The 11,623-nt window shown below is 61.4% G+C and carries 9 protein-coding genes; 4 read left to right on the top strand and 5 right to left on the bottom strand.

Translation table 11 applies throughout. The features are described from left to right. The 4 genes from HU218_RS17075 to HU218_RS11620 form a co-directional block, all read left to right on the top strand. Positions 1–999: TonB family protein (locus tag HU218_RS17075; protein ID WP_174875108.1), on the top strand; the 999-nt coding region annotated here is incomplete at its 5' end. A 2-nt stretch (positions 1,000–1,001) separates the two neighbouring features. Continuing rightward, positions 1,002–1,676, top strand: a complete 675-nt coding sequence (locus HU218_RS11630) for a MotA/TolQ/ExbB proton channel family protein (protein ID WP_174875107.1) — start codon at positions 1,002–1,004, stop codon at positions 1,674–1,676. After that, positions 1,663–2,073 (top strand): ExbD/TolR family protein, encoded by a 411-nt coding sequence (locus tag HU218_RS11625; protein ID WP_174875106.1) that lies wholly within the window; start codon positions 1,663–1,665, stop codon positions 2,071–2,073. Before HU218_RS11630 ends, HU218_RS11625 begins: the two co-directional genes overlap by 14 nt. 930 nt (positions 2,074–3,003) lie before the next feature. Continuing rightward, the gene (locus HU218_RS11620; protein WP_174875105.1) at positions 3,004–3,900 is read left to right on the top strand and encodes a LysR substrate-binding domain-containing protein; all 897 of its coding nucleotides are present in this window, start codon (positions 3,004–3,006) and stop codon (positions 3,898–3,900) included. Positions 3,901–3,975: 75 nt separating this feature from the next. Here HU218_RS11620 and HU218_RS11615 read toward each other — a convergent pair whose 3' ends face one another. The 5 genes from HU218_RS11615 to HU218_RS11595 all read right to left on the bottom strand — a co-directional run bounded on the left by HU218_RS11615 (position 3,976) and on the right by HU218_RS11595 (position 11,505). After that, entirely contained in the window at positions 3,976–7,062 is a 3,087-nt protein-coding gene (locus tag HU218_RS11615) for an efflux RND transporter permease subunit (RefSeq protein ID WP_174875104.1), read from the bottom strand. Further along, a complete protein-coding gene (locus tag HU218_RS11610; protein WP_174875103.1) occupies positions 7,062–8,309 on the bottom strand; it encodes an efflux RND transporter periplasmic adaptor subunit in 1,248 nt (415 codons plus the stop codon). Before HU218_RS11610 ends, HU218_RS11615 begins: the two co-directional genes overlap by 1 nt. A 182-nt stretch (positions 8,310–8,491) precedes the next feature. Then, positions 8,492–8,671 carry a hypothetical protein gene (locus HU218_RS11605; protein ID WP_174875102.1) on the bottom strand — a complete coding sequence of 60 codons (180 nt, stop codon included), beginning with the start codon at positions 8,669–8,671 and terminating at the stop codon, positions 8,492–8,494. A 78-nt stretch (positions 8,672–8,749) separates the two neighbouring features. Beyond that, on the bottom strand, positions 8,750–10,321 hold the full coding sequence (locus tag HU218_RS11600) for a methyl-accepting chemotaxis protein (protein ID WP_174875101.1): 1,572 nt from the start codon (positions 10,319–10,321) through the stop codon (positions 8,750–8,752). Then, on the bottom strand, positions 10,321–11,505 hold the full coding sequence (locus HU218_RS11595) for an HD-GYP domain-containing protein (protein ID WP_174875100.1): 1,185 nt from the start codon (positions 11,503–11,505) through the stop codon (positions 10,321–10,323). The genes HU218_RS11600 and HU218_RS11595 overlap by 1 nt, the downstream gene beginning before the upstream one ends. Between the last annotated feature and the right edge of the window lie 118 nt (positions 11,506–11,623).

The raw sequence follows: 11,623 nt of genomic DNA, 5'->3' as shown, positions 1-11,623 counted from the left end.
GTTATTCGTTTTGTTAAAGAGCGGGCTGACTTCGTTTCGTTGCGTCGTCAGCAGAGGAGGCGAACTATACCCACCCGACCCAAACCCGTCAACACCCCGATACACAAAAACCGCCACGAATTCGACAAGTCATTGATCCGAAAGGAAGCCAAAACGCAAAAAAGGTTGGCCGCGGCCAACCTTTTCAATTTATCAACGCAAATCTGGGCAGATGACTGGACGCTACAGCTCAATCTATTCCTTGCGGCAGATACTTTGACAGCAATCTGGGATCACAATAATATAAATGCGAATCGTTATCATAACAAATGGCGTATCATGGAACCCCGTGCATTCCACTATGGCACCTTGGCGGTGATCGCCTCGGCACATCTGGGATTACTTGCGCTCGCCGCTACTCGCAGTTTGCCGCAATCACCAGCAATGCCAGTGCCGCTCGAAGTAGTAAGCATAGTAGAGACACAATCGACCACTGAAGCGCCGAGTCTGGCACAGCCGCGCCCGCAGCCACTCAAGCCGAGCTCGCAAGTAGCTAGCCCTACCACTGTTCGCACCGCACCACAACAGCGTGCCTCACGCCAGATTGCCGACGCAGCGATGCCAGCTACCCCGCTGCCAACAACCAGTACGGCACAGCCCACACTGGCGCCGACTAGCCATAGCCCTGCCGCCGAACAAACCGCCCCGGCAGCACCACCGGCTATTACCCCCCCCACTCATACCGAAGGTTATCTGCACAACCCGAAGCCGGAATATCCCCCGCTCTCGCTAGAGCTGGGAGAAGAAGGCACCGTCCTGCTGCAGATTGCCGTGAACAGCAACGGCAAAGCCACCTCGGTGAGTATTGCCCGCTCCAGTGGCTTCCCGCGGCTGGATAACGCTGCCCGCCGCGCCGCCAGCAACTGGACCTTCCACCCGGCCATGCGGGGCGATGAAGCAATCGACTACAGCTACACCACCCCGATCCAGTTTGTCCTTCCTGATAAGACCAAAGCCTGAACATGAACCTGATGCACACCTTCGAACAGGGCGACGCCATTCTGGTGTCGGTTTTCCTGTGCCTGATCCTGATGTCGGTACTGACCTGGTATTTCATCGTATTGCGCGGCTGGCGCGCTTGGCGGACCCTGCGCCGGAATCGTCGCTCGGAAGCGGTGTTATGGAGCGCCGACAGCTGGAAAGCGGCCGAACACCAGCTGGCGGCCAACCCGGCACCGGTAACCGCCCTGCTGCGCGACGGTCTGACCGCGCTGCAGCAATACCAGCAGCACAGCGGCAATGCCCTCGGCCGCGCCTGCTCGCTGGACGACTACCTGACCCGCGCGCTACGCAAACGCCTGTCGCAAGAGCAGCAAAAACTGGAAGGCGGCATGACACTGCTGGCCACCATCGGCTCTACCGCCCCGTTCATCGGCCTGTTTGGCACCGTCTGGGGTATCTATCACGCGCTGGTGAATATCGGCACCCAGGGACAGGTATCGATTGCCACCGTTTCGGGCCCAATCGGCGAGGCACTGGTTGCCACTGCGGCAGGGTTGGCCGCAGCGATTCCGGCCGTGCTGGCCTACAACACCTTCACCCGACTGAATCGGGTCATCAACCAGGAGATGGATCACTTCACCCATGATCTGCACGCGCACCTGCTGACGCACGGAGATAGCAATGGCATTCGGTAGTTTTGACAAGGGCACTGACGCCCCGATGTCCGAAATCAACACCACTCCGCTGGTAGATGTGATGCTGGTGCTGCTGGTGGTATTCATTATCACCGCCCCGCTGCTGACCAATGCGGTACAGCTGAACCTGCCACAAGCTAGTGCCGCGCAGCACGAAGAGAAGCCGGAAGCTATCCGTCTGGCCATCGATGCGGCCGGCAAGCTGTACTGGAATGATCAGCCGCTAGCGGCAGCGCAGCTGCACAGCCGCTTTGCCAGCGCCGCCGCGGCCAACCCGCAAGTCGAGTTGCACCTGCGTGCCGACAAGGCGGTACGCTACGAGATCGTGGCCGATACACTGGCAACCGCGCAGCGTAGCGGCATCAGCCGCATCGGTTTTGTCACCGAAGCCAAATAGCTTTAACTGTCCGGGACAGCTGCGGCCAAGCCAGGTTGGCCGCAGAGAACATCGTCACGCCCCTCCGCCACCGCAATCCGCTTACAGCCATATAGATAGACGGTCATTGCGCGCAGCGACAGCAGCCCGTCAACGAGCGGACAGCAAATCCTGAGAAGAGTAGAAGCCAGCTACAACAAGCCACGCCGCAGCGACAGGCAGCGCCGGGAAACCGGCAAGTTGGCCGCACGGGCAAAAAAAAACCCCGCCGGACGCATCCGGCGGGTCACCGTGGGACAGAGCAAAACCCTGATAATCAGGATTTACAGCCAGCTGGCAGCAAGCTGCCAACCGTCGGGTACTGCGTTGCAGCCGGCAGGCAGACCATGCCTGTGACAGTTCGGCTACATCACACCACCCTACCGCGCCCCCGTTACCGGGAGGGGTTCTTGCGACGACCTTCCGGTCGCACATTCCTGTACAGCTGTCGCCGGGCAGCAACAGCCGGTAATTCTGGGTAATCAGTATCAGCGTAAAAGCAATGCTGCACCAGCAAAACTTGCATTCCTGCAGGCATCTGTCGCGTCGCTGCGGCACTACCGTCGCAGAAGGCAGACCCACCCCGCCGGCAGAAGTTTCCAATCACGCAAGCAGGCCTGGATTGCCAGGCTTCCGGCACGGGACCAGCACCATAACCATCGGCAGCTTAGATGCCACAAACCCGACCCAATGCGAGTTTTAATTGCCGCAATATTCATTATGAGGATATTGCATTGCCGTATTTCGCCTAAGCTCAACACAAAGCGGTACAATCGCGCCTCATAAAAAACTTAACACCCTATCGCAGCAAGGATTTTTGCCATGACTCGCGCAAGCTTACTGAGCGGCTCCACGATTGACAAAGCATTCTTACGCATGTTTACCATGCAAAAAAGTCATGGAACATACGTAATGAAACTGCCACCGCTCAATGCCTTGCGCGTGTTTCTGGTTGCCGCCGAGCAGCACTCGTTCACCAAGGCAGGAGAAACCCTGCATTTGACCCAAGGCGCGGTGAGCCGCCACATCCAGACCCTGGAAGCACACTACGGGCTGCCACTGTTCGTGCGCCAGGCCCGCGGCCTGGCACTGACGCCGGAAGGCGCCGCACTGCTGCCGGCGGTGCGCGACGCCTTTGCCCGCATCGAGGCCGCCAGCGACGCCATCTCGCGCCGCTCGCGCGAGCTGCGGGTCAAGGCCAGCCCGTCGATTGCCTCGCGCTGGGTGCTGCCCAAGCTGACCCGTTTCCGCAATCTGCACCCGGAGCTGACGGTGTTTCTGGTCACCGTCACTGCCTTCGACCCCAACTTCAAGAGCCGCGAGTACGACATCTCGTTCCAGGCCAGCATCAGCAAGGAGCCGGGGCTGATCTACCACCGCCTGCGCAGCGCCCGCTTCGTGCCGGTGGCATCGCCGGCACTGTTTCAGGGCAAACCGCTACCCACGCCGGCAGAGTTCCGCAATTACCCGCTGCTGCACCCCTCGCACGAGGACCCGTTCTGGGCGGAGTGGTTCGCGCTGGCCGGCGAAAGCGCCGGCGGCAATCCGGAAGCCTACGCCTTCGACACCCTGGACCTGGCCATCGTCGCCGCCAGCCGCGGCATGGGCATCACCCTGGCCGAGGAAAGCATGATTGCCGACGACCTGGCCGGCGGCACGCTGGTGCAGCTGTCGGACATCGCCCTGGTCACCGACTGGGCCTACTACCTGATCTACCCGCAGGAGCTGGCCACCCTGCCCAGCGTGATCGCCTTCCGCGACTGGGCGCTGGCCGAATTCAGCGACTCGCCGCCGCCGGTCGCCTCCTGAACGCGCGGCACAGTCCATAAACGGCACAAGGCCCGGCTATGCCGGGCCTTGTGCTTTGCGGCGGCCAACCTTGGATCAGGCTTGCGCCTGCGGCACCGCCGGCTTGCGCCAGCGCGCTGCCAGACCATCGAACCACAGGTACAGCACCGGCGTGATGTACAGCGTCACCAGCTGCGAAAACAGCAGCCCGCCGACCACCGCCACCCCCAGCGGCTGGCGCAGCTCGGCACCGGCCCCCAGCGCCAGCGCAATCGGCAACGCCCCCATCATCGCCGCCAGGGTGGTCATCAGGATCGGCCGCAAGCGCAGCAAGCAAGCAGTCCGGATGGCGTCGTACGGCGTCATGCCCTGCTCGCGCTGCGCCACCAGTGCAAAGTCGATCATCATGATGGCGTTCTTCTTGACGATACCGATCAGCATCAGAATGCCGATGCCGGCGATGATGGTCAGCTCCTGCCCGGTCAGCATCAGCGCCCCCAGTGCGCCCATCGCCGCCGACGGCAGGCCGGCGAGGATGGTCAGCGGGTGAATATAGCTTTCGTACAGCACCCCCAGCAGCACATAGATCACCACCAGCGCCACCAGCAGCAGCGTGGTCTGGCTGCTCTGTGATTCGGCAAACGCCGCCGCATCGCCGGCATAGCTGGTGAACACGCTGGCCGGCATGCCGATCTCCTGCTGGATGGCTTTCAGATGCTGATCCACCTCGCCCAGTGCCACGCCGGCCGGCAGGTTGAACGACAGCGTCACCGCCGGCAGCTGTCCCTGGTGGCTGACCGACACCGGCCCCACCGTGCGCCGCACGCTGGCGATGCTGGACAGCGGCAATAGCGTGTTGTTGCTGCCACGCACATACAGCCGCGTCAGGTCGTATTCGTTGATGCGGAACGCGTCATCCAGCTGCAGCAGCACCGGATAACTGTCGGCCGGGGTGTAGATGGTGGACACCTGGCGCTGGCCGAAGGCGGTATACAGCGCGGTACGGATGCTCTGCATGCCGACGCCCAGCTGCGCCGCCTTGTCGCGGTCGATCACCAGCTCCGCCTGCAGGCCCTTGCGCTGCGCATCGCTGCTCACGTCCTGGAACAGCGCATCCTGGCGCATGCCGCGCTCCAGCTTGTCGGCCCAGTCATACAGCCCGCCGGCATCCACGCTTTGCAGCACATACTGATAGCGGCTCTTGCTGGCGCGCCCGCCCAGGCGCAGGTTCTGCACCGGGTTGAGGAACACCGACAAGCCGTTCACCTTGCGCAGCTCCTTGCGCAGCTGTTCCACCACCTGCTGCACGCCGGCACGTTGGCCGCGCGGTTTCAGCGTCACGAACATGCGCCCGCCGCTGCTGTTGATCGACGAGGTCACCGCCGCCACGTCCGGACTGTGCTGCACGATCTCGGCGGCACGCGCCTGCAGGGCGGCCAGGCGGTCGTAGGACACATCCTGCGCCACCTCGGTATTCACCTGGATCTGGCCGGTGTCCTCCACCGGAAAGAAGCCCTTGGGAATGGCGCTGAACAGCCACGCCGAGCCGGCCACCGTACCCAGCGCCAGCAGCAGCGTCAGCCGGCGATGGTGCAAGGCCTGATCCAGCGTGCGCTCGTAGCCCGCCAGCAGCGCATCGAAGCCGCGCTCGAACAGCCGGGCGATGGCATGTCCCTGCCCGGCGGCGGCATGGTGCGGCATGTGGTCGGCGCGCAGGAAACGCGACGCCAGCAGCGGAATCAGCGTCAGCGATACCGCCGCCGACACCAGCACCGCCAGCGTCACCACCACCGCGAACTCGTGGAACAGCAGGCCGATGACGCCATCCATGTAGAAAATCGGGATGAAGATCGCCACCAGCGACAGCGAGATGCTGATGATGGTGAAGCCCACCTCGCGCGAGCCGCGCAGCGCGGCGGCCAGCGGTTTCTCGCCCTGTTCCATGTAGCGGACGATGTTTTCCAGCACCACGATGGCGTCGTCCACCACCAGCCCCACCGCCAGCGTCAGCCCCAGCAGTGAGATGTTGTCGATGGAATAGCCCAGCAGATACATCAGCCCCATGGTGCCGATCAGCGAGATCGGCAGCGTCAGCGCCGGAATCACCGTCGCCGCCAGCCGCTGCAGGAACACGAAGATCACCATGATCACCAGCGCCACCGTCAGCAGCAGCGTCAGGTTGACGTCGTGCACCGCATCGCGGATCGACAGCGAGCGGTCGGACAACGGCGACAGCCGCACCGAGCCCGGCAGTTGCGCCGACAGCTTGGGCAGCATGCGGCGGATGGCATCCACCACCGCCACGGTGTTGGCATCGGACTGGCGGAACACCGCCAGCACGATGGAACGCTCGCCATTGACCCAGCTGCCGGTCTTCAGGTTCTCGATGCTGTCTTCCACCTTCGCCACATCGGCCAGCCGCACCACCTTGTCGCCGTTGCGGCCAACCACCAGCGTGGCGAACTCGGCGGCGTTCTGGTACTGGCTGTCGGCCTGCACCGTCAGCACCTGCGCGCGCCCTTCCAGCGTGCCCAGCGGCGTATTGCCGTTGGCCGCACGCAGCGCGGTCGCCACCTCGTCCAGCGTCAGGTTGCGCGCCACCAGCTTCTGCGGATCGGCCTGCACCCGCACCGCGTAGCGCTTCTCGCCAAACACCTGCACCTGCGCCACGCCATTGATGGTGGACAGCGTCGGCGATACCAGGTTGGCCGCATAGTCGTTCAGCCGCGTCAGCGACAGCGCCGGCGAGTTCAGCGACAGCAACAGCACCGGCGCATCGGCCGGATTGACCTTGCGGTACGACGGCATGGTGGTCATTTCGGCGGGCAAGCTGCGCTGCGCCCGCAGCAACGCCGCCTGCACGTCCAGCGCCGCACCGTCCAGATTGCGGCCGGGCACGAACTCCAGCGTGATGGAGGTGCTGCCGAGGCTGCTGTTGGAGCTGATCACCGCCACGCCGGGAATGGTGGCGAACTGCTTCTCCAGCGGCGTCGCCACCGAGGTGGCCATGGTTTCCGGGCTGGCGCCGGACAGGCTGGCCGACACGTTGATGGCCGGCGTCTCGTAGCTGGGCAGCGCGGCGATGGGGATACGCCCCAGTGCCAGCAGGCCGCCGACGATCAGCGACAGGCACAGCAGCACCGTCATCACCGGCCGGCGGATGCACAGTTCGGAAATGGTCATCACTGCGCTCCGCTGCTCTGGCGCTTGCCGCCGGCGTTAACGTTGGCCGCCGGCGGGCACGACAGCAGCCCGCCGCCACCACGCGCCGCCCCCTTGCCGCCGGCCGCCTCGCCACTGGCGGCGCTGGCAGCCTGTTTCGGCTTGCGCGGCGGCAACGGCATCACCGTCTCGCCCGGGCGCACATTCTGGCCGCCACTGACAATCACCTTCGTCCCCGGCTGGATGCCGCGCACGATGGCCTGTTCGCTGGCAATGCCCAGCAGCTGCAGCGGCACCTGCTGCGCCTTGTGGTCGGCGCCGACCGCATAGGCAAACTGCCCATCCGGGCCGGTAATCAGCCCGGCCACCGGCAATGCCGCCGCCCCCGGATACTGCCCGGCCTGCAGCCGCACGCTGACAAACTGCCCCGGCCACAACGCGGCATCGTCATTGGCAAAGCGCGCCTTCAGCAGCACATTGCCGCTGGCGCTGTCCACCGCGCTATCGATAAAGCTCAGCTCGCCGCGGCGGCAGACGCCACCGCTACCATCCTGCGCCAGTACTGCCAGCGGCGCCGCCGCCTGTGCCTGACGCACCGCGGCCAACTGCTGTTCCGGCAGGGTAAAGCTGACCATCACCGGATTGATGCGGGTAATGGTCAGCACCGGCTCGGTCATGCCGGTAGTCACCAATGCCCCCGGCGCCAGGCTGATGGCGCCGATGCGGCCGGCCACCTGCGCCCGCAGCTGTTTCTGCTGCACCGCCACCTGGGCGGCAACGATCTGCGCACGATCTGCGGCCAACGTGGCGCGACGGCTATCCGCCGTCGCCTGCAGCGTATCCAGCGCGCTTTGCGAAATGAACTGCTGCCGCAGCAGATCGCGGCCGCGCACCAGCTCGCGCTCGGCACTGTTCAGCTGTGCCTGGTCGCTGGCCAGCTGCGCCCGCGCCTTGGCCAGTGCCGCCTGCTCGCTGGCATCGTCCAGCTGCACCAGCAACTGCCCCGGCCGCACCATGCTGCCTTCGCTCACCAGCAGACGCGTCAGCACGCCATTGGCCTGCGGCCGCAGCTCCACCCGCTCCAGCGCGGTGACGCTGCCATTGGCAGTCAGCACTAGCGGCTGGCGGTTGGCCACCACTGCGGCCAACTGTACCGCCGGCGGGCGTTTTGCCGCCGGCGCCGCCGGTTTGGTCCGCCCCGTCTGCCACCACACGCCAGCGGCCACGGCGGCCAGCAGCACGCTACCGATCAGGATGTTCTTGTTCATTGCTATCGTCTGCGCCAACACAATTGCGAATCATGCAAGCCTACCCAATTCCCGCGGCCCGCATGTGACCAAGTTGATTAATGAGTATGAATCAGACGCCGCGTGGAAACATGCCAGACAAAACAAAGGCGGCCCCGTAGGGCCGCCTGTCGCGCCGTGCGCTGCCCGCAGGCAGTACGGTCTTATTTCTTGCCGTCGTCGACATGCTGCTTCAGCAGCTTGCCCAGCAGCGGGTTGTCCAGCTTCTTGTCACCCTTGGCATTGGAATCCTTGCCGAAGCGGTCTGGCGAACCGGCCTTGCGCAGGTTCTCGCGCACTTTCACCGCTTCGAAACGGTTCAGATCGTAGAAGTTGATCGGCATGGGAGGCTCCTGTCGGTTAATTTCCGGATTATGCGGTGGCAGCCCCCCCCTGTCCAACCAGTCGCGACAGCGCCGCCGTCAGCCGTTATACGCACGCCCTTCCGGCACAAAGTAGCTCACCAGCGAATTGAGCTGACCTGCCACCTCATGCAGCCTGGCAGACATCACGTATGCCTCCTGGGTTTCCTGCCGGCTGAACATGATCAGCTCCAGAATCTGGTCAATCTTTTCCAGGAAGTCTTCCAGGGCATAGGTCTGCAATTTATTCAGATTAGTCACATGCTCGACGCAGCCCACCAGTTCGGTCTCTGTCCACAGCTGCCCGCTATCATGTGCCAGCATCTGTTTCAGATTTTCCAGCTGTGAAGCCAGCTCGTAAGTGAAATCCATCGACATGAAAGATTTCGCCTCGCGCAGCTTGTCGTGTTGTACTTCGGAGTGATCGCTGATTTCAAAAAGCGCGGTATTCAGATTCAGACAGTTCGCATCGATATTCCTTGCCAGCAGATGCAATTCGTCCAGCACCACTTTCAAGTGCATCTGCATGATGACACTGGCGCGGATCAGCTGCCCGGTTTCACCCGCGCCATCCAATGGCACATCCCCCGTTAAATCGCCTTCCGACATTTTGTCAAAATTCAGAATGGCCGCATTTAGCGGATTGACAATCACCCGGAGGAAAACCCAGCCAAACAGCAACACCGTAGCAATCCCCAGCGCGATGCCCAATAACGATATTTCTTCGATCTGCCGATGCTTAATCGTGACTTCCTGCAGTTCCGCCGCAGACTGGGTAATGATTTGCTGACGGCGCTCGGCTAACTTCTGCACAAACGCGGTGATCTGATGTTGTAGATCGGTCCGCAGCTGGCTGGACGCAGCCTCATGCCGGTTTATCAGGCCAATCAGGGTATTGATGCGCAACATGTCATCGCTGATCGCGTGCATATCCTGCAAGACTACCGAAGCGTTAAACACTCCGGCATGCCATTGCAACGGCTTGATCGCCTCAAGCTCTGGGCCTGCGATCTCCAGCCGGGTATCTCTCGCCTGCCGGTCCATATCGTCAATCACGGCCAGCCGCCCCAGCGAGCGGTGGTGCGCATCGGACAGGTGGTCCGTGCTCTCCGCAATGGTTCCGATACCGATGATGCCGCCGACCACCAGTAGCATCACGACAAAAATGGAACCCAATACATAGCCGGAGCGAATGGAAAATATCCCTGCCAGGCCAAGCTTGCTCCGCTTACCTGGCGACCTGCCGGCATACAGCGCGCTGGCTTGCGCCACCTGTTCCGCTGTCGCAGCATAGCGCACCGACATGTACCCGATTACCTTGCCCGTTTTCTTGATTGGTACCACGGTCGCCTGCACCCAGTAATAACCTCCATCCTTGGTGCGATTTTTTACAATGCCACGCCACGGCTTGCCGCTCTCCAGCGTTTTCCATAAATCCTCAAATGCAAAACTCGGCATATCCGGATGCCGCACCAGATTATGTGGCTGCCCGATCAATTCATCCCGGCGATAACCACTGATGCTGACAAAGGCGTCATTGGCATAGGTAATCATGCCACTGAGGTCTGTTTTTGACACAATAGCGGTATTTTCTGGAACCTTGTATTCCACTTCGGCGCAGTGATTATCCATTACTCTATCCAAATACGTTTGATGGCCAGCATTGCCGTTTTACAGCGTTCCGGAGAGATACACCCCTTTATCCCGTACTGGGGTTGCATAGTGTCCCGCATGATTGACTCGCTTTTCGGAAAACCTTTTTCGTCATAAATGACATATACCAGCGGGCTTGCCCTGTTATGCATCGTGGCCTTCACTACCGCCACCTCGCCGTTATTCAGCGCCACAATTGTTCCGGCGGGAAATCGGGTCAGGGTCTTGATCAAAATCGCAATATGCTTTTCCAGATAGCGATCTTCTTTCTGCATGTACACATCTTTCAGACTATTAGCCGGGAAAATGCCTGCTCGCCATTTGTTGGAAACAACCATCGCCGCATAACTGTCCGCCAGCGCAATCAGTAGTGACAACTCATGAATATTTCCGGATTTTTTCCCCAGCGGGTAACCATTGCCATCCGGACGTTCGTGGTGCTCTACCACAAAGCGCAGCCATTCCCGATTCTTGACCCCGTGCTTCTCCAACAGCTTGGCAGCCGTAAGCGTATGTTCACGCAGACCTTTTTCATCAAGCTGGCTGATTCCCGGTCGGGCGGGGATGGCACTATCGAAGTAGTAAAGACTGACATCACGCGTCAGGCAGGCACAAACCAGGGAATGCAACAGCACATCGTCGGTACCGATTTTCTCGGCAATCAGATAGGCGATGGCCGCGCCCAAGACATGTTTGCAGGCCCGCGTTTCCTGCCCCAGCTGGCTTAGATAAAGCGCGGCGATAACCGCATCGCTATCTTTTTTCAGCAGCTCGATCAATTGTGTAGCGCGAGCCTTTATCAGCTCTTCTATGTTTGCCAGATTACTTGGCGGCCCCAGGATGATCTTATGAATACGCGCAACGGCGTGAATGAAGTCGCTGGCCAGCACAAAAATCGGCTCGGAGATTTTTCTGGCCGGACTGGTAGCATGTTGCACTGAAAGTGGAGCTGCCGATGTCTCCGTGCGACCGGTCGCAATACCGCCATCATTCGACTCGCCAATGTAATAGCCGCGGCTGACCAGTTTTTCCGCAAAGCCCGGCATGGAGATGACAAACCCTTTGCGCAGGATGAGATTGCCGGCCTGGTCGTAGATCGCAAATTCCAGCGGCTTGTTCATCGGTACGTCGGCAAATGCCAGTCTCCGAGTCAGGCGCGCCATCTGCCCTCCTGCCGCCGCCGGATGACAATAGTGCCAGTCATCACAACCGCATGATTCCCGAGTTGATATTTAAACATTTGTGATAAATTCTTTGTCATATGTTTAACTGGTTGCATGC

The organism is Vogesella oryzae, assembly GCF_902829295.1.
Taxonomy (GTDB): Bacteria; Pseudomonadota; Gammaproteobacteria; order Burkholderiales; family Chromobacteriaceae; genus Vogesella; species Vogesella oryzae.
The sequence above is the reverse complement of the archived record's forward strand: the minus strand, read 5'-3'. Positions and strand labels throughout refer to the sequence as shown.

What these genes read in the sequence shown, in the direction of transcription:
- HU218_RS11630 (WP_174875107.1), top strand. Translation starts at nt 1,002, where the DNA reads ATGAACCTGATGCACACCTTCGAACAGGGCGACGCCATTCTGGTGTCG.
- HU218_RS11625 (WP_174875106.1), top strand. Translation starts at nt 1,663, where the DNA reads ATGGCATTCGGTAGTTTTGACAAGGGCACTGACGCCCCGATGTCCGAA.
- HU218_RS11620 (WP_174875105.1), top strand. Translation starts at nt 3,004, where the DNA reads ATGAAACTGCCACCGCTCAATGCCTTGCGCGTGTTTCTGGTTGCCGCC.
- HU218_RS11615 (WP_174875104.1), bottom strand. Translation starts at nt 7,062, where the DNA reads ATGACCATTTCCGAACTGTGCATCCGCCGGCCGGTGATGACGGTGCTG.
- HU218_RS11610 (WP_174875103.1), bottom strand. Translation starts at nt 8,309, where the DNA reads ATGAACAAGAACATCCTGATCGGTAGCGTGCTGCTGGCCGCCGTGGCC.
- HU218_RS11605 (WP_174875102.1), bottom strand. Translation starts at nt 8,671, where the DNA reads ATGCCGATCAACTTCTACGATCTGAACCGTTTCGAAGCGGTGAAAGTG.
- HU218_RS11600 (WP_174875101.1), bottom strand. Translation starts at nt 10,321, where the DNA reads ATGGATAATCACTGCGCCGAAGTGGAATACAAGGTTCCAGAAAATACC.
- HU218_RS11595 (WP_174875100.1), bottom strand. Translation starts at nt 11,505, where the DNA reads ATGGCGCGCCTGACTCGGAGACTGGCATTTGCCGACGTACCGATGAAC.